This window comes from Desulfovibrio sp. Huiquan2017, assembly GCF_017351175.1.
GTDB lineage: Bacteria > Desulfobacterota > Desulfovibrionia > Desulfovibrionales > Desulfovibrionaceae > Pseudodesulfovibrio.
The window spans coordinates 11769-32567 of record NZ_JAFMPN010000014.1 but is presented as its reverse complement, the minus strand read 5'-3'; the positions used below and the strand labels follow the sequence as shown (position 1 = coordinate 32567).

22 protein-coding genes are annotated in these 20799 nt (G+C 60.4%); 14 read left to right on the top strand and 8 right to left on the bottom strand.

Features of this window, described 5'->3' with window-relative positions:
- Positions 1 to 18: 18 nt before the first annotated feature.
- From J0909_RS13000 to rsmA, 6 genes are all read right to left on the bottom strand, one after another.
- A complete protein-coding gene (locus tag J0909_RS13000) occupies positions 19 to 2316 on the bottom strand; it encodes an endonuclease MutS2 (RefSeq protein ID WP_207263440.1) in 2298 nt (765 codons plus the stop codon).
- A gap of 23 nt (positions 2317 to 2339) precedes the next feature.
- Positions 2340 to 2786, bottom strand: a complete 447-nt coding sequence (locus J0909_RS12995; protein WP_207263439.1) for a GatB/YqeY domain-containing protein — start codon at positions 2784 to 2786, stop codon at positions 2340 to 2342.
- 3 nt (positions 2787 to 2789) lie between these two features.
- The gene (gene rpsU, locus J0909_RS12990) at positions 2790 to 2990 is read right to left on the bottom strand and encodes a 30S ribosomal protein S21 (protein WP_207263438.1); all 201 of its coding nucleotides are present in this window, start codon (positions 2988 to 2990) and stop codon (positions 2790 to 2792) included.
- Between the two features lie 189 nt (positions 2991 to 3179).
- Complete coding sequence (locus J0909_RS12985; RefSeq protein ID WP_207263437.1) at positions 3180 to 3350, bottom strand: hypothetical protein; 171 nt, start codon at positions 3348 to 3350, stop codon at positions 3180 to 3182.
- Positions 3351 to 3365: 15 nt separating this feature from the next.
- Positions 3366 to 3638, bottom strand: coding sequence for an HU family DNA-binding protein (locus J0909_RS12980; RefSeq protein WP_207263436.1), 273 nt, complete (start codon positions 3636 to 3638; stop codon positions 3366 to 3368).
- Positions 3639 to 3912: 274 nt separating this feature from the next.
- Entirely contained in the window at positions 3913 to 4695 is a 783-nt protein-coding gene (gene rsmA, locus J0909_RS12975; protein WP_207263435.1) for a 16S rRNA (adenine(1518)-N(6)/adenine(1519)-N(6))-dimethyltransferase RsmA, read from the bottom strand.
- A gap of 114 nt (positions 4696 to 4809) precedes the next feature.
- Here rsmA and J0909_RS12970 point away from each other — a divergent pair, with 114 nt between their 5' ends.
- From J0909_RS12970 to dapA, 14 genes are all read left to right on the top strand, one after another.
- Positions 4810 to 5331 carry an adenine phosphoribosyltransferase gene (locus J0909_RS12970; RefSeq protein ID WP_207263433.1) on the top strand — a complete coding sequence of 174 codons (522 nt, stop codon included), beginning with the start codon at positions 4810 to 4812 and terminating at the stop codon, positions 5329 to 5331.
- Positions 5332 to 5343: 12 nt separating this feature from the next.
- Complete coding sequence (gene mtnP, locus J0909_RS12965) at positions 5344 to 6093, top strand: S-methyl-5'-thioadenosine phosphorylase (protein ID WP_207263431.1); 750 nt, start codon at positions 5344 to 5346, stop codon at positions 6091 to 6093.
- A 3-nt stretch (positions 6094 to 6096) separates the two neighbouring features.
- Positions 6097 to 7446: an amidohydrolase gene (locus tag J0909_RS12960; protein WP_207263430.1), complete on the top strand. Its 1350-nt coding sequence runs from the start codon at positions 6097 to 6099 to the stop codon at positions 7444 to 7446.
- 129 nt (positions 7447 to 7575) lie between these two features.
- On the top strand, positions 7576 to 7863 hold the full coding sequence (locus J0909_RS12955) for a PxxKW family cysteine-rich protein (protein WP_207263428.1): 288 nt from the start codon (positions 7576 to 7578) through the stop codon (positions 7861 to 7863).
- 100 nt (positions 7864 to 7963) lie between these two features.
- A complete protein-coding gene (locus tag J0909_RS12950; protein ID WP_207263426.1) occupies positions 7964 to 9187 on the top strand; it encodes a M20 family metallo-hydrolase in 1224 nt (407 codons plus the stop codon).
- A gap of 7 nt (positions 9188 to 9194) precedes the next feature.
- Positions 9195 to 11078 (top strand): tRNA uridine-5-carboxymethylaminomethyl(34) synthesis enzyme MnmG, encoded by a 1884-nt coding sequence (gene mnmG / locus J0909_RS12945; protein ID WP_207263424.1) that lies wholly within the window; start codon positions 9195 to 9197, stop codon positions 11076 to 11078.
- 130 nt (positions 11079 to 11208) lie between these two features.
- Positions 11209 to 12030: a hemolysin family protein gene (locus tag J0909_RS12940; RefSeq protein WP_207263422.1), complete on the top strand. Its 822-nt coding sequence runs from the start codon at positions 11209 to 11211 to the stop codon at positions 12028 to 12030.
- A 2-nt stretch (positions 12031 to 12032) separates the two neighbouring features.
- Positions 12033 to 13550 carry an apolipoprotein N-acyltransferase gene (gene lnt, locus J0909_RS12935; protein WP_207263420.1) on the top strand — a complete coding sequence of 506 codons (1518 nt, stop codon included), beginning with the start codon at positions 12033 to 12035 and terminating at the stop codon, positions 13548 to 13550.
- A protein-coding gene (gene prfB / locus J0909_RS12930; RefSeq protein ID WP_286182010.1) for a peptide chain release factor 2 occupies positions 13550 to 14672 on the top strand; the annotation gives its coding sequence in 2 pieces (ribosomal slippage) (positions 13550 to 13624 and positions 13626 to 14672; 1122 coding nt in all). The genes lnt and prfB overlap by 1 nt, the downstream gene beginning before the upstream one ends.
- The gene (locus J0909_RS12925) at positions 14650 to 15501 is read left to right on the top strand and encodes a GGDEF domain-containing protein (protein ID WP_207263418.1); all 852 of its coding nucleotides are present in this window, start codon (positions 14650 to 14652) and stop codon (positions 15499 to 15501) included. The genes prfB and J0909_RS12925 overlap by 23 nt, the downstream gene beginning before the upstream one ends.
- A 12-nt stretch (positions 15502 to 15513) precedes the next feature.
- Positions 15514 to 16323, top strand: a complete 810-nt coding sequence (locus J0909_RS12920) for a MinD/ParA family protein (protein WP_207263416.1) — start codon at positions 15514 to 15516, stop codon at positions 16321 to 16323.
- A 137-nt stretch (positions 16324 to 16460) separates the two neighbouring features.
- Complete coding sequence (locus J0909_RS12915; protein ID WP_207263414.1) at positions 16461 to 16736, top strand: HU family DNA-binding protein; 276 nt, start codon at positions 16461 to 16463, stop codon at positions 16734 to 16736.
- Position 16737: 1 nt separating this feature from the next.
- The gene (locus J0909_RS12910) at positions 16738 to 17598 is read left to right on the top strand and encodes a UshA-like (seleno)protein family 2 (RefSeq protein WP_502757444.1); all 861 of its coding nucleotides are present in this window, start codon (positions 16738 to 16740) and stop codon (positions 17596 to 17598) included.
- A 49-nt stretch (positions 17599 to 17647) separates the two neighbouring features.
- A complete protein-coding gene (dapA, locus tag J0909_RS12905; RefSeq protein WP_207263410.1) occupies positions 17648 to 18529 on the top strand; it encodes a 4-hydroxy-tetrahydrodipicolinate synthase in 882 nt (293 codons plus the stop codon).
- Positions 18530 to 18846: 317 nt separating this feature from the next.
- Here the strand turns inward: dapA and J0909_RS12900 are convergent, their stop codons facing one another.
- Together J0909_RS12900 and J0909_RS12895 are read right to left on the bottom strand one after the other, a co-directional pair.
- Positions 18847 to 19767 carry a manganese-dependent inorganic pyrophosphatase gene (locus J0909_RS12900; protein WP_207263408.1) on the bottom strand — a complete coding sequence of 307 codons (921 nt, stop codon included), beginning with the start codon at positions 19765 to 19767 and terminating at the stop codon, positions 18847 to 18849.
- Between the two features lie 326 nt (positions 19768 to 20093).
- Positions 20094 to 20774: a PTS sugar transporter subunit IIC gene (locus J0909_RS12895; RefSeq protein ID WP_207263407.1), complete on the bottom strand. Its 681-nt coding sequence runs from the start codon at positions 20772 to 20774 to the stop codon at positions 20094 to 20096.
- Positions 20775 to 20799 lie beyond the last annotated feature (25 nt).

The following is a 20799-nucleotide window of genomic DNA, read 5'->3' as shown; positions in this document are numbered from 1 at the left end:
AAGCCTCCGGCAAAGCCGCTACTTGAGCGTTACCTCGGTCATACCATCCCCGCCCCGGTCTTCCGGGGCCAGGGTGAAACTCTCCACCGCCGGATAATACTTGAGGAACTCGTGCACCTCGCGCCTGAGCGCTCCGGTTCCCCGGCCATGCACGATCTCCATCCTGCCCGCGCCTTTGCGCAGGGCGCTGTCCAGGGCCCGTTCCAATTCGCTCAGGGCCTCATCGGCCCGATGTCCGCGCAGGTCCACCTCGACCACGAGGTCGCTCGGGACCGGAGCCTTGGTCGCGGCAGGCTTGGACTGCCCGCCGGGGACGGTGTTGGCCGGGCCGAGATGTTCGGCCTTGACCCACATGGCCACGCCGCCGATGTCCACCTTGGCCTGCTTCTTTTTCTCATTGATTTCCAGCACGGTACCCGACTTGTTCCATGCCGGATACGATACTTTTCCGCCCGGGACAATATCTGAGAAGGAAAAGGTGGAGTCTTTTTTGCGTTCCGGGACGATGTCCTCGATGCGCAACCGCGCCTGATGAAGCTTCTTGCGCGCCTCTTTCTGGCCGATACGCTCGGTCTTCCACTGCTTGACCACTTCCTGGGCCTTGGACTGAACGTCCTTGAGAATCTTGGTGCGCTCCTTCTCGAACTTCTTTTCGAGAGTGGCCCGCTTCTTTTCAATACGGGTGCGCTCCTCCTCGATGGCGTCCAGTTCGGCCTCTTTCTTCACGGCCATGGCATTGAGGCGGTCCAGTACGGCGGAGGTGTCCGAACCGTCCAACAGGAGATATTTTTCAGCTCGTTCCAGAATGACGGAGGGCAAGCCGTGTTCTCGGGCCACATCCAGGGCGATGGACGCGCCCACCTGATCGTAGGCCAGCCGGAACAGCGGCTTCTTGGTGCTCGGATCAAAGAGCACGCTGGCCGCACGCACGCCTTTGGTGGCCATGGCGTAGGCTTTGAGCGCGGGGAAATGTGTGGCCGTGAAAGCGGTGGCCCCTTTTTCCAGCAAGGAGTCGATGACCGCCTGGGCCAGGGCCGCACCCTGGGTGGGGTCCGTGCCCGCACCGAATTCGTCGAGGATGAACAGGGAGCGATCGTCCACCTTATCCCAGACCCGCCGCAAATATTTGATCTGGGCGGTAAAGGTGGAAACATTCTCCTCCAGAGACTGCTCGTCGCCCATGATGACGAAGATGTCGTCCCACAGGGGCAGGCGGCTGCCTTCGGCGGCCGGGACCGGCAGGCCGGAAAAAGCCATCAGGCCGATGAGTCCCACGGTCTTGAGGCAGACGGTCTTGCCGCCCGCGTTGCCGCCGCTGACGATCATGGCCCGCTGGCCGTCCAACAGCTCAATGTTCACGGCATGGACCGACTCGTCCGACAGGGCCAGAAGCGGATGGCGGGCCTTGAGGAGCTTGGGCGCCCCCTCCTCCGCCACTTCGATGGTTCGGCCTCCATAGGCGGCGGCCAGGCGGACTTTGGCCGAGAGCACGTCCAGGGTGACCAGCCCGTCATAGGCCCCGTGGATCGCATCTTGTTCCTGGCGTACCAGGGAGGTCAGGTATTGCAGGACCTTATATTCCTCGGCCCGCTCCTCTCGCTTGAGTTCCTGGAGCTTGTTGTTGGTCTCCACCAGGAAAATCGGTTCGAAGTAGCAGGTTTCGCCGGTCTGCGAATAGTCGTGGATGATGCCCTTGGTCTTGTTCTTGAAATTCGCTTTGATGGGCAGCACGTAACGGTCGGACGAGACGGTCATGAATTCGTCCTGCATGGCTGCGCCCAGGTTTTCCTGGAGGATGAAGTCCTTGACCCGCTTGGTGCAGCGCTGGTGGATGGCCCGAATTTCCTGGCGCACGGCTTGCAAGTCCGGGGAACTTTCGTCCCTGATCTGTCCCTCGGCGTCCAGGCAGCGGGTGATGCCGGAAACGGTCCGTTGCGGCCAGTCGTAGGCGAAAAGCTCGGCTCGGAGCACGTCCCAGCCGCGTTCTTCAAAGCCTGCGAGGGAATCGCGGACGTCGCGGGCCAAATCCAGAATAACCTTCAGGGCGAAGAGCGCATCCTGGTCGAGCACGGCCAGTTCGCTATCCAGATGCGGAAAGATGCCGCCCACTTCGGGAAAGGCGCGCATGGAGAAACCGGATTCGCCCACCCAGGCCGCTCCCTGGTCGAACAGGGTACCGGCGCGGCGCACGGCCGTGAGGGTGTCATAGGGGTGGATGGCAAGACACGCGGAAGCCCCGGGTTCCGACACGGCGAAACCGGATAAGGCCCCAAGGATCTTGGGGAACTCCAATACCTGGAATGTTCTGGACTCCATGGGTGAGCCGGGGGGTTGGAGAGTTAGGAAAGCTTGGCCCTGACCAGGCCGCTGGCCTTCTTGCCGTCAACCTGCCCCTGATGCGCGCCGAGCACGGCCTGCATGACCTTGCCCATGTCCGCCATGGAGGAGGCCCCGACGTCGGCGATGGCCTTGTCGATGGCCGAGGAAAGCTCTTCGTCAGACAACGGTTTGGGGAGATAGACTTCAAGGGCGGTCAGCTCGTCGGCTTCGACCCGGGCCAGGTCGTCCCTGCCCGCCTTGGAGTACTGGTCGAAGGAGTCCTTGCGCTGCTTGACCTGCTTGGCGATGAGATCAAGGACGATCTCGTCGGACAGGTCCTGGCTTTTGTCCTCGACCATACGGTTTTTAATGGCCGTCTTGAGATGTCTCAAGACGGCCACTTTTACCGTAGCTTTGGCCTTATAGGCCTCTATGTAGTCTTTGTCTATTTGCTTTGACAGACTCATAATTTACATGCTGCGTATTTTACGCATCTTTTTTGCAAGCCTTTTCTTGGCGGCAGCTTTCTTCTTCTTCTTCTGCACGCTGGGCTTCTCGTAATGCTGGCGTTTCTTCAGCTCGGACAGAATTCCGGCCTTCTCCACCTGCTTTTTGAAGCGACGCAGAGAAACGTCGAAATTGTCGTTGTCATCAAAGTACACTCCGGGCAATGAAAATCACCTCCTCGGTGAACCGCCCGCTCTTTGGCGGGCCAGCGAAATAAGAGACACTACATATATGCAAAAAAACCAAAAGGCAACCCCTAATGTGGCCGAAAAACGAAAAGACCAGGGGGAGCGAAAAAAGGCCCGTCCGGCAGTACCCGGACAGGCCCTTTCGATACGATGCTATTCAACCGACTAGTGCTCAGCCTTTTTCGCGTCGCGCAGGGACTGCAGGACCGTAACCGTCAATGCGGCGACAATGACGCCGAGAACGATGTACAGGACGCCGAAAAAGACAAAATGGTCGGGCATCCACCAAGGAAGATCCATGGGCAGCGGGCTGTGAACGGTTTCACCGTGAATCATGGTATTCTCTCCAACTTATTTGACGGCGTCCTTGAGGATCTTGCCGGGGCGGAATTTGACAACCTTGGTCTCGGGGATTTTGAGCTCGAGGCCGGTGCGGGGGTTGCGGCCGACGCGGGCTTTGCGGAGTTCCACCATGAAAGTGCCGAACCCGGTCAGAGTGAGCTTTCCGTCGGAGACCAGGGTGCTTTCCACGGTCTCAAGGAACGCATTCAGGGCGCGTTCGGCATTCGCTTTGGTCAGATTGGCCTTTTCCGCGATTTTGACAACCAATTCAGCCTTCGTCATCAGTCCTTCCTCCTCGGTGAAATAATTACCTGATGGTATTTGTTAAAGTGCAGCCAGAGCACAAAATGCGCTTGCACTTTGTTTCCGTCACCAACTCACCTCTTGGCCTTTAAATGAACTTTTGCGCCGTGTCCAGCCCGAGCACCTAAAAAAGCGAAAAAACCTACGCCATATGGCGCTTCCGAGGCTTTTCGCCATCTGGATTTCGGGAGTCGAACCCTTCTTTTAATCGGTTATGAACTTGGGATTTTAAATATCTTTGTGAAAATATGGACTAATATATTAAAGAAAGCGCACGAAATTGTGCCGGAGTAAGATTTTCCGGCCGCAACGCCGGACTGACGCCCTCTTCCTGAAACCACAGCTCCACCGCCGGGGTCATGCGTTTCTTCAGGATGGTCGATATCTGCTTGCGCCGCTGCTGGAAGAGCAGCTTGACCAGCCCGGCCAGCCGGTCCGGGTCTTCGGGCCGGGCATTCTCCGGAAGCGGGTCGAAACGGACCACGGCGGAATCGACTTTGGGCTGTGGCCGGAAAACCGTGGGCGGCACCTTGAAGAGATAGCGTGTATCACTGAAATTTCGCACCCAGGCGGTCAGCCCGCCGTATGCTTTGACGCCGGGCTCGGCGGTCAGGCGCAAAGCCACCTCGTGCTGGACCATGAATACGGCCCGCTCCAGGGTCGTCACTTGGCTGACAATGTCCCAAATGAGCTTGGACCCCACATTGTACGGGAGGTTCCCGATGATCTTGCACGGCCCCGCTCCGTTCAGGTCCATCCAGGGGAATTTGAGCGCGTCGGCCCGGATCACGTCCAGTCCCGGCCAGCGTGCTTCGAGTCGGTCGGCCAGGTAGTCGTCCATCTCCACCACGCGCAGCTTCGCCCCGGTCTCGACCAGGTACTCGGTCAACGCCCCCCGGCCTGGACCTATTTCTATAATAGTATCATCAGGCGAGGGCGCGAGGGCGTCCACGATCTTGCGGCAGATGTTCTGGTCGGTCAGAAAATTCTGACCCAGGCTTTTCTTGGCCCTGTGCGGCTGGTCTTGATGCGCCATGCGTGTTCTCCGTTGACCAGGGGATAACGGAACCCGGTCCGGGTGGCAACAGCATTGACACCTTCTCCCCGGAAAACGTATGAATCCCCGGTATTCATTCCATGAGGAGGATCCATGAACCTACGCCATTACGTGCGGGACATCCCGGACTATCCTAAAAAAGGTATTACCTTTTACGACATCACGCCCATATTGAGCACGCCCAAGGCCTTCCGCTATGTCATCGACCAGCTGCACGAGAAGTACAAGGACTGCGGCGCGGACAAGATCGTGGCCGCCGATGCCCGGGGATTTATCTTCGGCGCACCCTTGGCGCTGGAGATGGACATCCCCTTCATACCCATCCGCAAGCCTGGCAAGCTTCCGTACAAGAATCGTTGCGTAACCTACGACCTGGAATACGGTTCCGACACCCTGTGCATGCACGTGGACGCCGTCGAGACGGGCGACAAGGTTCTGATGATCGACGACCTGCTGGCCACGGGTGGCACGGCCGAGGGCATGGTCAAGCTGATCCGCGAGGCCGGCGGCGAGATTGTGGGCGCGGGCTTTGTCATCCAGCTCTCCTTTCTGGATGGCGACGAGGTCATGCGCGCGGCAGGCGTGAAGCACGATTTCCTTCTTGAAATAGACTAGCGGAGAACAGCCATGAGTAAGATCGGCATCATCGGCGGGAGCGGCCTGGACGACCCTGATCTGTTGCAGGACGCCCGTGACGTGGAAATGGGCACCCCTTACGGCAAGCCGTCCGCCCTCCTCAAGGAAGGAACCATCGCGGGACGCGAGGTGGTCCTGCTGGCCCGGCACGGCCGCGAACACACCATTCCGCCTACCTTCGTCAACTACCGGGCCAACATCAAGGCCCTCAAGGACATCGGTTGTACCCGCATCCTGGCCACCACGGCCTGCGGCTCCCTGCGTGAAGAGATCGGCCGGGGGCACCTGGTCATCCTGGACCAGTTCATCGACTTCACCCGGCGCAGGCAGGTCTCGTTCTTCGACGAATTCGAACCTCACGGCGCGGTGCACACGGCCATGGCCGATCCGTTCGACGCGACTCTGCGCGGGCTGCTCAACGCGGCCTGCGGCAAACTCGGCTTGGCCCACCACAAAACAGGCACGGTCGTCACCATCGAGGGGTCGCGCTTTTCAACCAGGGCAGAGTCCAACATGTTTCGCATGTGGGGCGCGGACGTCATCAACATGAGCGTGGCCCCGGAGTGCCTCCTGGCCAACGAGGCGGGCATTCCCTACGCGGCCGTGGCCATGAGCACGGATTACGACTGTTGGAAGACCGACGAGGCCCCGGTGACCTGGGAAGAGATTCTCGAAGTCTTCAAGCGTAACGTGGAAAAGGTCACTTCCCTGCTGATCGAAGTCGTCAAAGGGTTGGATTAATCCATGGCCGAATCCCTTTTCGACAACGCCGCGCCCCTGCCCTGCGACCTGCTGGTCCGGGCCGACGCGGTGATCACCCAGGATGACGACCGGCGCATCCTGACCGACGCCGGGGTGGCCGTGGGTGGCGGACTGGTGCTTGAGGTGGGCGACTACGCCGACCTCGACGCCCGTTATGAGCCCGCGCAGCGGCTGGACATGGCGGGCAGGATGCTCATGCCCGGTCTGGTCAACGGCCATACCCACCTGCCCATGACCCTGTTGCGCGGCTTTGCCGACGACCTGCCGCTCATGGATTGGCTTCAGGATCACATTTGGCCCGTGGAGGCGCAACTGGACGAGGAGTTGCTCGGCATCGGCGCGCGGCTCGGCTGCGCGGAACTCATCCGCACCGGGTGCACGGCCTTCCTGAACGGCTATTTCCACGAGCACGTCACCGGCGAGGCCGCCTCAGCCTGCGGCCTGCGGGCGGTCCTGGGGGAAGGCTTCTTCGCCTTTCCCTCTCCCTTCTTCCCAACGGCCGAGGCCTGTTGGGACACCATTCGCAGGCTGGAGGAGCGTTTCGCCGACGACCCGCTGGTGCGCACGGCGGTCACCCCGCATGCGGCCTTCACCGTACCGCCCAAGCTGCTCGAAACAAGCTATGAGCTTGCTGAATCACTGGATATTCCATGGCAGACGCACCTGGCCGAATCGCCCACCGAGACTTCTGTCTGCCTGGGCAAGTACGGCATGCGCCCGGTGGAGATCCTGCGCTCCTGCGGATTGCTCTCCCCGCGCGTCACCCTGCACCACTGCGTGGACGTGGAGGAGATGGAGATCGCCCAACTCGCCGCATCGGGAACCAATGTGGTCCACAACCCGGCGTCCAACCTGAAGCTGTGCTCGGGCATGTCTCCGGTGCAGTCCCTGCTCGATGCTGGCGTCAACGTGGGCCTGGGCACGGATGGCGCGTCAAGCAACAATCAATTGAACATGTTTCGCGACATGGGGCTGGCCGCGTTGGTCGGCAAGGTCCGTCATGGCGACGCTTCGGCCGTGAACGCCCAGACCGCCCTGGACATGGCGACCCGCAATTCAGCCAGCTGCCTGGGCTGGCCCGAACTGGGCCGCATCGAAGCCGGACGCCCGGCGGACATGATCGCCCTGGACCTTTCCTCGCCCAACCTCATGCCGGTCTTCAATCACGTGTCCCATGCGGTCTACGCGGCCACGGGCATGGAAGTCTGCATGACCATGGTGGCGGGCGAGGTGCTTTACCTATACGGTGAATTTCGAACCTTGGACGTCCAGGGGTTGCGCCGCGAGGCCGACCGGGCCGCAAAATGGGTTCGACGCGCTTCCGGAAAATGAAAAAGAACCGCAAATAACTTGACAACACCCACCCTGGGTGCATATCGAAGTCTGCTCTTGCACCAATATGAAAATCCGTATGCCGCTGGCATCCCGTGAGCCGCATTATTTTTAGGAGGAAGGCACTACATGACCAAGAAAAAAGGAATCGTTACCCTGGACGGCGCCGTCAAGACCGACGAGGGTCTGAGCTACAAGGGCGTCATTCTGGAACCCGTCGTGGAAAAATGTGAAGGTTGTGAGCGGAGCGTTTCCTTCGAGGACACGCAGTACTGCCCGACCTACGCCCAGCCCGCCCGCAAATGGGCTACCGGCGTGTGCAATTTCGCCACGCACGTGCGCGCCGAGGTGGACAAGACCGGCAAGGTCAAGGTCAACCCGCTGAAGGCTTCCAAGCGCGCCGCGCGCGGTCGCTAGACCATTGCAAGCAGGAAAGGCGGGGCATGTCCCCGCCTTTTTTTTGTTTGTAAGATCCGGTTTTTGGACTAGTTTCTAAGAAAACGACATCGGAGGTCCCATGGACAAGCTCTTTTCCGAACTGGATCGCCAGACCGAGGCGGTCGTCGAGCTACAAACCAAACTCACCGCCATTCCGGCTCTTGGCCCCCGCAACGGGGGCACGGGTGAAAAGGCCAAGGCCGATTTTCTGCTCACCCACCTTCAAGCCATCGGCATCGGCGACATTCTCGAATTCAACGCTCCCGACCCCGACGTGCCCTGCGGCTACCGGCCCAACATCGCAGCCCTCATCCCCGGCAAGAATACGGGAAAAACCCTGTGGGTCATCTCCCATATGGACATCGTCCCCCCGGGAGATCTCGGACTGTGGAACTCCGATCCCTACGAGGTACAGCGCAACGGCGACATCCTGATCGGCCGGGGCGTGGAGGACAACCAACAGGGCATGGTTTCGTCCCTGCTGACCGCCCGGGCCCTGCTCGACCTGAAGATCACCCCGGAGCTGAACTACGGCCTGATCCTCGTGTCCGACGAGGAGACCGGTTCCGGCTTCGGCCTGGACTACATCGTCCGCGAGCACGAGTCCCTTTTCCGCAAGGACGACCTTTTCCTGGTGCCGGATTCCGGCGAACCCCGCTCCGAGATGGTCGAGGTGGCCGAGAAGTCCATGTTCTGGCTCAAGGTTACGGTTATCGGCAAGCAGTGCCATGCCTCCACCCCGGACCAGGGCATCAACACCATGTTTCCGTCCGCCGAGTTCATCCTGCGCATCAAGGAACTGGAGGACCTGTATCCGGCCGAGGACGCCCTGTTCGATCCGCCCCGCTCCACCTTCCAGCCGACCATGCGCGAAGCCAACGTGGCCAACGTGAACACCATCCCCGGCCGAGACGTGTTCTACGTGGACTGCCGGGTCATGCCCCAGTACGAACTGGGCGAGGTGCTCGAGGCCATCAAGGCCATCGGCGCCGAGGTCGCGTCCAAATACGGTGTGGCCGTCGAGTGCGAACCGGTTATGCTGGAACAGGCCGCCCCGGTCACTCCGGCGGACAGCGAGATCGCGGTCCGGACCATGGCCTCCGTGCGCAAGATCTATAATAACAATCCCCGTACCGTGGGCGTGGGCGGCGGCACCGTGGCCGCGTTCCTGCGGCGGAAGGGCTACAACGCCGTGGTCTGGTCCACCCTGAACCACAACGCGCACCAGCCCAACGAGTGGGCCTCCATCAAGAGCACCATCGGCGACGCCAAAGTCATCGCCGACATGCTCATGACCAAGTAGTCGGACCATGCAGCGCAAGGATCCCTTCCCGGCCGAGTTCGACCTCATCGTGGTCGGCGCGGGCCATGCCGGTTGCGAGGCCGCCATGGCCTCGGCCCGGTTGGGCCTTGCGACCCTGTTGCTGACCATCAACGTGGACCGCATCGGGCATCTCTCCTGCAACCCGGCCATCGGTGGCCTGGCCAAGGGCCATATGGTCAAGGAGATCGACGCTCTGGGCGGCATGATGGGCTTGTGGGCCGATGCGGCGGGCATCCAGTTCCGCATCCTGAATACCCGCAAGGGGCCTGCGGTCCGTTCCAGCCGCGCCCAGATCGACCGCGCTCGGTACATGCGGGCGGTCCAGCGTTCCGTGTTCAACCAGAAGAACCTCTGGGTCTTCCAGGACATGGGCGCGGCCGTGCAGGTGGAAAACGGCATGGTTTCCGGCCTGCGCACCGAACTGGGCGAAGTCTTCCCGGCCCGGGCCGTCCTCCTGACCACGGGGACCTTCCTGCGCGGGCTCATGCACATCGGCCTGGAGCACTTCAGCGGCGGGCGCATGGGCGATCCGGCGGCCAACTCCCTGTCCGCGAACCTCCGTGAGCTGGGATTCAAGCTGGGCCGTCTCAAGACCGGCACCACTCCGCGCCTGCTGCGCGATTCCATCGACTTCTCGGCCATGCAGGAACAGCCCGGCGATGCCCATCCCGTACCGTTCAGCTTTCGTAATCGGACCGTGCCCCTGCCCCAGGTGTCCTGCTGGCTGACCTACACCAACGAGCAAGCCCACGAAGCCATCCGTTCGGGGTTCGACCGCTCGCCCATGTTCACCGGAATCATCGAAGGCACCGGCGCGCGCTACTGCCCGTCCATCGAGGACAAAGTGGCCCGATTCCCGGAAAAGGACCGCCACCAAATATTCGTGGAGCCCGAGGGGTTGGACAGCCCGGAGATGTATCCCAGCGGCATTCCCACCAGTCTGCCCTTTGATGTGCAGAAAAAGATGATCCGGGCCATCCGGGGGCTCGAAAACGCCCAGATTGTCCGACCGGGCTACGCCATCGAATACGATTTTATTCCGCCCACCCAGCTCCGGCCCACCTTGGAAACCAAGGCCGTGCCCGGCCTGTACTGTGCGGGCCAGATCAACGGCACCTCGGGCTACGAGGAAGCCGCGGCCCAGGGACTGTGGGCCGCTTTGAACGCGGCCTGCAAGCTGAAGGGACGCGAACCGTTCCTGCCTTCCCGCGATCAGGCGTACATGGCCGTGCTGGTGGATGACCTGGTGACCAAAGGAACCGAGGAACCTTACCGCATGTTCACCTCCCGCGCCGAGCACCGGCTGCTCCTGCGCGAAGGCAATGCGGACGAACGGCTGACCCCGGCCGGTCGCGAAATGGGTCTGGTGGACGACGATCAGTGGCGGCTGTTCTCCGCCAAACGGGAAAAACTTCAAGCGGTGCTTGGGGCCATGCATTCCATCCGCATCCGCCCGGATGCCGCCACTCGCGAGATCCTGGAGCGCATTGGGGCGTCAGTGCCGGGCAAGGCCGTGGAGCTGGCCTCTCTGCTCCGCCAACCACAGATGGACATCGACCGACTGGCCGTGTTTCACCCGGAACTGGCGGAGCTGGACGAGGACGTCCTGCGCGAAGCCGAGGTGCAAGTGCGCTATGAAGGCTACCTGGTCAAGCAGGCCGAGCTGGTGGCCAAGTTCAAATCCCTGGAGGATCGGGTCCTGCCCGAGGACCTGGACTATGCCAAAGTCTCCGGCCTGACCCGCGAAGTGGTCGAGAAGCTGTCCCGCATTCAGCCCCGGACCCTGGGCCAGGCGGGCCGTATTTCCGGGGTCACCCCGGCGGCCCTGTCCTGTCTGGAGATCCATCTCAAGAAACTCGGCTTATCGTAACAGTCCTTTCTTCTTCGTATGTTGACAGGGTGTCACAGTCTGTCTAAATATATGAACATCGCTGCGACATTCGCACGAAAGGCCCGCGCCCCAGCGCAATGTTTCTGAACCCCTCCCAAGGAGCCTGGTCTTGGACGAAGAACCCGACAGTCGATTCCGCCATATTTTTAAAAAACTATTCGGCAACAACGACCATCAGATAGAGGAGCACATCCTCGAAGCCAAAGCCGACGGCGAGCTGGAAAGTCATGAAGTCTCCATGCTCCTGAACGTGCTCGGCCTTGACCAGAAGCTCGTGGAGGAGATCATGGTCCCGCGCACGGACATGGTCTGCGCCGACGCCTCCAGCACCGTCAAGGATGTGGCCGAGCTCATCGTCAATCAGGGCGCCCACTCGCGCATTCCCATCTATCAGGACAACAAGGACCATATCTTCGGCCTGGTCCACGCCAAGGATCTCCTGGAGCCGTTGCTCAACGGCCAGATTGACCGGCCCGTGGTGGAACTCCTGCGGCCGGCCTTCTTTGTTGCCGAGGACAAGCCGCTGGACGAGGTCCTGGCCTATTTCAAAAAAGAAAAGCTGCATATGGCCGTCGTCCAGGACGAATACGGCGGGACCTCGGGCATGGTTACCATGGAGGACGTTCTCGAAGAGATCGTCGGCGAAATCTCGGACGAATACGACGAGCAACGCCCAGACGAAATCCAGGATTATTCCGACGGCACCTTTATCGTCTCGGGGCGCGCCCCGCTGGAAGACGTCAACCGCAAGTTCGGCCTGACCCTGGAAAGCGACGAGGTGGACTCCATCGGCGGTTTCCTGGCCGACTTGGCCGGGCGCATCCCGGATCAGGGGACACTGTACACGTTCTCGGGCTGGCGGTTCACGGTCATGGAGGCCGACGAGCGCCAGATCTGGACCATCAAGGTCGAACCCCTGGGGATCGCGTAGGCGTGCTCAAGCTGGTACTTCTCGCAACGCTGGGGGCCTGGATCGGGTTCGCCAACCCGCTCCTTCACTTCCCTCCGGCGGCGCTTGCCTTCCCCCTGGGGCTGGCCTGGATCGGCCTGCGCGCCGTGTCCGGCGGCAAGGCCTTCCGCTTCGGTTGGCTGGCCGGGACCCTGGCGGCCACGGGCTGCTTCTACTGGATGGTCATCCCGGTGCAGATATACGGCGGACTGCCGTGGTTCATCGCCCTGCCCTGCCCGGTGCTGCTGGCCGCATTCATCGGTCTGTATTTCGGCCTGTTTTCCTATGCCATGCACATTGCGGGCAAGGGCATCGACGGCATCCCCCTCTGCCTGTTGGCCGGGTTCGCCTGGGCGAGCATGGAAATGCTCATGGAGACCCTGTTCTCGGGCTTCCCGTGGATGAACCTGTCCTCGGCCTTTGCCGACTGGCCCTTTGCCGTACAGGGCGCGTCGGTCATTGGGGCCTTCGGCCTGTCCGGACTGTTCGCGGCCCTGGCCGTGGCGCTGCTACTCTGCGCGACCTATCGCGGCGCCCTGGTCCTGGCCGTGACGCTGGCCGCAATGATCACCGGCTTCGGCCTTTACCGCGCCGCAACCTTCGACACGGGCAAGCCCGATTACATGGTCACCCTGGTCCAGGGCAACGTGGACCAGGGCCAGAAATGGGACCCCTCCTACCAAATGGCGACCGTCCGGAAATACGCCGAACTGAGCGCCACAGCCATCGCCGCAAACCATCCCAAGGTGGTCATCTGGCCCGAAACGGCCATGCCTTTCTATCTCCAGGACCAGTCTCCCTACCGCAAGGCTCTGGAGACCTTGGCCCGCAAGACCGACACCCCGATCATCACCGGCTCGCCCGCCTACCGCGTGACCGACATGAAGACCAATGCCTACGTGCTCCATAACCGGGCCTGGCTCATGGACTCCATGGGGTTGACCCTCCAGTCCTACGACAAGGAGCATCTGGTGCCCTTCGGCGAATACATGCCCTTCGAGGAATGGGTGCCCTTCAAGAAACTGGTCCAGGCCGCGGGCGACTTCAAGCCGGGCGTGGACAACCGGCCACTCAAGCTGAACGGCGTTGCGTTGGGCATGCTCATCTGTTATGAAGCCATCTTTCCGGAACTTGCTCAGCAACAGGTGGAACGCGGCGCCAACGTGCTGGTGAACATCAGCAACGACGCCTGGTTCGGCAACACCTCCGCGCCGGGGCAGCACCTCGACCTGGCAACCATGCGGGCCGTGGAACAGGGCCGCTGGCTGGTCCGCTGCACCAACACGGGCATTTCCGCCTTCATTGATCCGGTGGGCCGCCGAGCCGCCGTGTCCAGCCAGTTCCGGGCCGAGAGCCTGAGCATGAAAATCGCTGCTCTTACGGTCGATACCGTGTATCATCGCATCTGTGACTGGCTTGAATCGTTCATCTACGTGATGACCGCGGCCGCCTTCGGCTTCATCCTGTATGCATCCCGACGAAATAAAGGAATAGCTCAATAATGCTGGAATATCCCGAACTCAAAGCCGCTTCGGCGGACCTCCTCGACCAATACGAATCTCTCTGGGGGCGTCTTTGACTACGCCGAGACCAAAACGCGCCTCGACGAGATAGAAAAGGAACTCTCCAAGCCCGGGGCCTGGGACAATCCCGAGGCCCTGACTCCGCTGCTCAAGGAAAAGAGCCAGCTTGCCACCAAGCTTGAGATGTACGACGGCCTGTCCGAGGCCAAGGACGACCTGGATGCCTGGCTTGAGCTGGCCCAGGAGGATCCCGGGGAAGAGGAATCCCTGTCCGCCCTCGACGCCCAGGTGCGACTGCTCCGCGAGAGGCTGGCCGGAACCGAGCTGGCGACCATGTTCGCCTTTGAGCACGACAAGAGCAACGCCATCCTTGAAATCCACCCCGGGGCGGGCGGCGTCGAATCCCAGGACTGGGCCGAGATGCTGCTCCGCATGTACAACCGCTACGCCGAGCGCAAGGGGTTCAAAGTCACCCAACTGGACTATCAGGCGGGCGAGGAAGCGGGACTGAAGTCCGTGACCCTGCAAATCGAGGGGCTGTTCGCCTACGGCCTGCTCAAGGGCGAAACCGGCGTGCACCGGCTCATCCGCATCTCACCCTTCGATTCCTCGGGCCGACGGCACACTTCGTTCGCTTCGGTGGACGTCTATCCGGACATGGACGAGGACATCGAGATCGAGGTCAAGGACGAAGATCTGCGGATCGATACCTTCCGGTCCAGCGGCCCCGGCGGCCAGTCCGTGAACAAGACCAGTTCGGCCGTGCGCATTACCCACATTCCCACCGGCATCGTGGCCCAGTGCCAGAACGAAAAGTCCCAGCACCGCAACAAGGCCACGGCCCTGCGCTTGGTCAAGGCGCGGCTGTATGAGCGGGAACTGAAGAAGATCGAAGAGAGCCGTAGGCAGGACTACCAGGCCAAGGACGCCATTGCCTGGGGCAGCCAGATACGGACCTATACCCTACAACCGTATCGTTTGGTCAAGGACCACCGATCCAACAGCGAAAGCGGCAACGTAGACGCATTCCTGGACGGCGATCTGGACGAAATGATTCGAAACTACCTATTATTCATCCATGCCCACGGACAAAAAAATTAAATTCCCCGCGAACGAATTGGCCTCGGAACTCTCCGCCCTTCAGGAGGAGCTGTGCGCCTACACCCGGGAGGCCGGAGAAAAAATGGACCGATCGGTCTGGGTCTTCCGGCTTATCCATGGGATCTCCTGCGAGGAGTGGGAATCCATTGCCGCCCGACGCGACCTCGGGCAATGGCTCTCCCTGCCCATCGACGGCGGCGCCTATCCACAGTTGAAGCGGTTCCAGGAAACCCTGGAGCGGCTGGCCTACCAAACCGACCACGACCCGCTCACCGGGCTGGCCAACCGTCGGGCCTTCGACCGCATCCTGGACATCGAGATTGAGCGTTCCAAGCGCGCCCGCTCCCCCCTCTCCCTAGCCATCTTCGATCTGGACGACTTCAAGCGGGTCAACGACACCTACGGGCACCAGAAGGGGGACGAGGTGCTGAGCACCTTTGCCGGACACCTGAAGGCGACCACCCGGCGCTATGACCTGGCGGCCCGCTTCGGCGGCGAGGAATTCGCCCTGATCATGGCGGGATCCGGCCTGGTCAAGGCTCAGCGGCTCCTGAACAGGCTGCTTCAGGAATTCAGACAGATAGAATTCACCGCCCCGGACGGAAACGGGACCTTTCACGTCACCTGTTCCGTCGGCCTGACCTGCTACAAGGGGAGCGTGAAAATTTCGGACAAGGAACTGATCGAACTGGCCGACAGCGCACTCTACGAAGCCAAGGCCGCAGGCAAAAATCAGATCAAGGTATCCAGCCTCCCCTTCGCAGACAACGTCCCCAACGAGACCCTGGTGCACGCCAACGAAAAACAGTTCCTGTTCGGCGGGAAATAACGGAGACGGACAATGAATCACAACAATACACTCAGTCTCTCGATCATGAGCGGCAAGGGCGGAGTCGGCAAGACCAATATCGTGCTCAACCTCGGCTATGCCCTGCATGCCATGCACATCACGTCCATGCTCATGGACTGCGACCTTGGGCTGGCCAATCTCGACGTGCTGCTCGGCATCTCCCCTGACCGCAACCTGCACGACCTGTTGCAGACCGGCGTGGAGACGGAGGACGTCCTGGTGTCCATCGAGGACGGCTTCGACATGCTCCCGGCCACCAGCGGCGTGCCCGAACTGGTGGAGATGGACGAAGACCTGCAGGACATCCTGTTCAAGAAGCTCATCGACATCGCCGGGAAATATGACTTTCTCATGCTTGATCTCGGGGCGGGCATCAGTCATACGGTCCTTTCCCTGGCCTCCCTGACCCAATTGCGCGTGGTGGTGGTCACCCCGGAGCCCACTTCCCTGACCGACAGCTACGCCATGATCAAGGTCCTGACCACCCAGCATGACATCAAGGATTTCCTGGTCCTGATCAACCAGGCCACCAGCGCCAAAGAGGCCAAGCAGACCTTCGAACGCCTCAATGCGGCCTGCTTGAATTTCCTGAACATCGAGTTGCGTTACCTTGGCTTCGTGCACCAGGACCGCACCCTGGTCGAGTCGGTCCGCCGCCAGACGCCGCTCCTCAAATTCGCCCCGCAAGCCACGGCCAGCAAGGATATTGTCGGCATTGCCAAGAAGCTCGTCCGCTACCGCGAGGACAACCGCGAACGCATCGGCGGCCGTCCCATTTTGAAAGATTTTCCTTCGGAATGAAATTCGAGAAATAATGGTTGACGAAAAGAGCCATTTTTCGGCATAGTTAGTAAGAATTTATGGACTGAATATTTTTTTGTTACCTCCCAGGGCCAATTTCGGAACCTGCGGGAAACATATGTTTCAGGGGGAACATCATGAACAAGAGCGAATTGATCAAGGCTCTGTCCGAACAGAAGAAAATGCACGTTGACGAGGCCACCAAAGTGGTCGGCGCCTTCGTGGACTCCGTCAAGGAAGCCCTGCTCAAAGGCGACCGAGTGGAAATTCGCGGTTTTGGCAGCTTCAAGATCAAAGATTACGAAGGGTACACCGGACGCAATCCCAAGACCGGGACGGTTGTCCAGGTTCGACCCAAGAAACTTCCCTTCTTCCGTCCTGGCAAAGAGTTGAAGGAATACATCAACCAGTAGGATGCGACGACTCTCATACTGCCTGTTTCTGGCGGTCCTGTTCCTTGTGTGCGGCGACGCCCGCGCGCAGGGTTCTGTTTTGACCATCCTTTACTCGGCAAATACGTATGGCACGGTGCGGCCATGCCCGACCTGAGGCGGCAAAACCCTCGGAGGGGTGGCCCGTCGGGCCACGTATTTTATGAACGCCCGTCAAACGGACGCTCCCCGGCTGCTGGTCTCCGGCGCCTGGGAATTTTTGCGTCCGAACGGCAACCCAGGACTGGCCACGACCATGGTCGCCCTGAGCAAGGCCTACAACGCCTTGCACTACGACGTGGGACTGCTCTCGGCGCGGGAAGGCAAAGCCTTGGCCGAGGATGACGTGCCCCGCTGGCCATGGCAGAAAATGGCCGAGGAAGAACCGTTCACCGTGCGGGACATCCCGGGCGGCCGCAAGGTCGGCTTCCTGCGCTACCCGTCCCTGCCCGATGGGGCCGACGGGCCATCGCCGGAACAGATCGACCGGATTTCCCGGCAGATCAAGACGGAGCGGGCCAAGGTGGATTTGCTCATCGGCCTGTGCGACTGGGGCTGGGTGGCCGAAAGCGACTATCTCAAGTCGAATCCGGCCCAGGTCCCGGACATACTTCTGGGTAGCGGTGGCGGGTCAGGCATCAACGGACGCGTCCAGGCCGACGGACGCTGCCTCTGGGCCAGGCCCTACGACAAGGGCCGCAGTCTGGTCGAGGTCAACATTCTGGAATGGCCAAAACGTGAAAATTTATTTGCCTGGGAAGAAACGAAGAATTATACATCGTCTTCCATAGGCATGAATGACGCGATCAAGGATAATCCGGAGATAGATGCCCTGTTTCAATAAAATGGACATTTTTTTCGGATGGCTAGCTATACTCTAGGAGGAGATGACGATGGAATTACGAGGAGCCTTCACCGCTCTCTCGACGCCCTTCAAGGATGGCGAGGTTGATGAATCGACCTACCGCGATTTCATTGAATGGCAGATCGAGCAGGGTATCGACGGGCTGGTGCCCTGCGGCACTACCGGCGAAGCTGCGACCATGTCCCATGAAGAACAGGGACGGGTCATTAAAATTTGCGTGGATCAGACCAAAGGCCGCGTGCCCGTCATCGCCGGTGCCGGGTCCAACTCCACCAGAGAGGCCATCGAACTGACCAAGATGGCCCGGGACGCCGGAGCCGACGCCACCCTGCAAATCACGCCCTACTACAACAAACCGACTCCCGGCGGCTTGGTGGCCCACTTCAAGGCCATCGCTGACGCGACGTCCATGCCCATGGTCATCTACAACGTGCCCGGACGGACCGGCCTGAACTGTCTGCCCTCCACGCTGAAGATGATCAAGGACGCGGTTCCCGAAGCCATCGCCGTAAAGGAGGCCACCGGCAACCTCTGCCAGTGCGCCGAGGTCGTGGAATTCTGCGGTCGCGATTTCAAGCTGTTGTCCGGAGACGATTTCACGGCCCTGCCCCTGCTCGCCGTGGGCGGCGTCGGCGTGATCTCCGTCACCTCCAACATCATGCCCAAGGCCATGAGCGCCATGTGCAAGGCGTTCTTCGACAAGGATCATGAAAAGGCCCTGGAACTGAATCTCAAGCTGGCCCCGGTCAATCGGGCCATGTTCCTGGAGACCAATCCCATCCCGGTCAAGACCGCCCTGGCCATGATGGGCATCTTCAAGGATGCGGAGTTCCGCCTGCCTATAGTTCCCTTGCAGGACGAGAACAAACCCAAATTGAAAGCCGTGCTGAAAACCGCCGGTCTTTTGTGATATTTAAAAAGGCCCCGGCATATGCCGGGGCCTTTTATCGTCATCTCCTCGAAAGGGACGGCCACAAGCCGTCCTTTTTTTTAGGGCTTATGAATGAAAATCAAGATGTTGAAAGCCCAGGTGCGGCGGGATCGAGAGCCCCCTCCCTCAGCTAAGGCGTGCTTTGTCGGGCGTGATTCAACCCATCTCCGGCCCGGCACGGCAATCGCCCCCGCGATCCGTCCGGACGGTCGCTACGGGGTATCGGCCAAAAGCAAAGGCCCGCCAGCACAATGCTGGCGGGCCCGACTTTGCGCACTAACAGTAGTCTTGAGCTACTAGCCTTCGAAGGCCTTGATGAAGTTGGGGGCGACCTGCTTTTTGCGGCTCATGACGCCTTCCAGCCAGACGGGCTCGCCCTTGGTGGCGATACCGAAGGCCTTTTCGACCACAGCCGGATCGTCGGAGGCTATGAGCATCTCGGAGCCTTCCTTCATGATATCGGTCAAGAGCAGGAAGACGGAATGACGGCCATCGGCCTTGACCTTCTCAATCTCGGCCTGCAGAGCATCCTTGTGGGCGTCCAGCATGGACAGATCCACGACTTCCAACTGGCCGATGCCAACCTTGTTGCCGGACATGTCGAAGTCCTTGTAGTCGCGGAAAACCAGCTCGCTGGCGGAGGTGCCGTCAACGGCGGACTTGACCTTGAACATCTCCATGCCCAGGGCCATGATGTCATTGACACCGGCAATCTTGGCCAGGGCTTCGACGGCGGCCTTGTCGGCATCGGTACAGGTGACGGACTTGAACATGACGGTGTCGCTCAGGATGGCGCACCGCAGGATACCGGCGATATTGGCCGGAATCTCGACATTGTAGAAGTCGTACATGGACTTCAACACGGTGGCGGAACAGCCCACGGGCCAGACCCACATCTCCAGCGGACCGGCGGTGGTGATGTCACCCAGCTTGTGGTGATCAACGACGGCAAGAAGCTCACCCTTGTCCAGATTGTCGATGGTCTGGGAAATGTCGGTGTGGTCCACCAGGATGATCTTCTGATCGGTGGCGTCGGTGACGATCTCAGGAGCGGCGAAACCGAACTTTTCGAGCACGAAGGCGGTCTCGGGAGCGATCTCTCCCTGAGTCACGGCCTTGGCTTCCATACCACGTTTGCTGTACAGGTCGGCGGCACCAATCGCGGAAGCGACGGTGTCGGTGTCAGGGTTCTTGTGTCCAACAACCAAAATAGCCATATTAAGTCCTCCTAAATTGAATTATCCTGTATAAGGAAATTGAGCATCAAAAACAGAATGTGACAGATATCACAAACACTCCAAACTGCCAAGCTAAAAGCGCAGCCAAAGTGAGAAAAGCGCGAAAAGATTTGCGTCCGTTGCGGGAACGGCACAATCCTCCCGCAAACCATGGGGCACAAGGCCTTCCGGCGGATTTCCCACCCTGCCGTTTCGCCCGGTGGAAATGTTTGAACGCGGCCGAGTCCTCACCAACCATGTGAATATGATCGCAAAGAAAGGACAAGCCTGACAAATGGGAAAAAGCGTCGGGGGATGGGACGGGATCACGCCCACAGATTGGGCAGAAGCAGGAACAAGGCAACAAGGATGATGCCCGTGGCCAGGATGACGTAGGCCCGCTTCAGGCGCAGGGCCATGAGTCCGCCCAGGGAGGCGGCCACCCAAAGGTGGGCCCAGGTTACATCCAGATGAGTGAAGAGGGATGGGTACAGGGCGAAAAAAAGCTCGAACGCTTCCTTGAGAATGAGGACCGCCGCTAGAAAAGTCACCCAGCTCATGACCAGCCCGCGCGCCATGGAGCGCAGGACCAGGGCACCGGGCAGATGCTTGGAATCGGGATTGCGCGCCCAGTTGAGCAGTGCGTTGTAACTGCCCTGCTCCCGCTCGCGGAGCCACCCTTCCACCTTGGTGCCGATCCAGGCCAGCGGCATACTGGCGAAAAGCACGAGCATGATCCTGGACGGCTGCTCGAGGCCGAACCATGTGGTCAGGGTCAGGGCCGCAAAGGTGGCCGCCGTGAGTTGTGGTGGAATATACGTACCGGCCGGGATGAGGTCGAGCCAAAACAGTTCGAAGAATATGGCGATATACAGGCTGGTGGTGTATTCACCGGTGGCTGCGCCCCAGAAGAAGCCGACCACCAGGGGCCGTTCAAGCAGACCGATGGTCAGCGACGAACGGAATTGGGAAAAGAGGGCAAAAAAAAAGCGACCAGGGCGAACCAAGCGAGGGAGTGTTGCATGAGCATGG

Bases quoted from the DNA above. Each gene is read 5' to 3' on its own strand.
- J0909_RS13000 (WP_207263440.1), bottom strand. From the start codon at position 2,316: ATGGAGTCCAGAACATTCCAGGTATTGGAGTTCCCCAAGATCCTTGGG.
- J0909_RS12995 (WP_207263439.1), bottom strand. From the start codon at position 2,786: ATGAGTCTGTCAAAGCAAATAGACAAAGACTACATAGAGGCCTATAAG.
- J0909_RS12985 (WP_207263437.1), bottom strand. From the start codon at position 3,350: ATGATTCACGGTGAAACCGTTCACAGCCCGCTGCCCATGGATCTTCCT.
- J0909_RS12980 (WP_207263436.1), bottom strand. From the start codon at position 3,638: ATGACGAAGGCTGAATTGGTTGTCAAAATCGCGGAAAAGGCCAATCTG.
- rsmA (WP_207263435.1), bottom strand. From the start codon at position 4,695: ATGGCGCATCAAGACCAGCCGCACAGGGCCAAGAAAAGCCTGGGTCAG.
- J0909_RS12970 (WP_207263433.1), top strand. From the start codon at position 4,810: ATGAACCTACGCCATTACGTGCGGGACATCCCGGACTATCCTAAAAAA.
- mtnP (WP_207263431.1), top strand. From the start codon at position 5,344: ATGAGTAAGATCGGCATCATCGGCGGGAGCGGCCTGGACGACCCTGAT.
- J0909_RS12960 (WP_207263430.1), top strand. From the start codon at position 6,097: ATGGCCGAATCCCTTTTCGACAACGCCGCGCCCCTGCCCTGCGACCTG.
- J0909_RS12955 (WP_207263428.1), top strand. From the start codon at position 7,576: ATGACCAAGAAAAAAGGAATCGTTACCCTGGACGGCGCCGTCAAGACC.
- J0909_RS12950 (WP_207263426.1), top strand. From the start codon at position 7,964: ATGGACAAGCTCTTTTCCGAACTGGATCGCCAGACCGAGGCGGTCGTC.
- mnmG (WP_207263424.1), top strand. From the start codon at position 9,195: ATGCAGCGCAAGGATCCCTTCCCGGCCGAGTTCGACCTCATCGTGGTC.
- J0909_RS12925 (WP_207263418.1), top strand. From the start codon at position 14,650: ATGCCCACGGACAAAAAAATTAAATTCCCCGCGAACGAATTGGCCTCG.
- J0909_RS12920 (WP_207263416.1), top strand. From the start codon at position 15,514: ATGAATCACAACAATACACTCAGTCTCTCGATCATGAGCGGCAAGGGC.
- J0909_RS12915 (WP_207263414.1), top strand. From the start codon at position 16,461: ATGAACAAGAGCGAATTGATCAAGGCTCTGTCCGAACAGAAGAAAATG.
- dapA (WP_207263410.1), top strand. From the start codon at position 17,648: ATGGAATTACGAGGAGCCTTCACCGCTCTCTCGACGCCCTTCAAGGAT.
- J0909_RS12900 (WP_207263408.1), bottom strand. From the start codon at position 19,767: ATGGCTATTTTGGTTGTTGGACACAAGAACCCTGACACCGACACCGTC.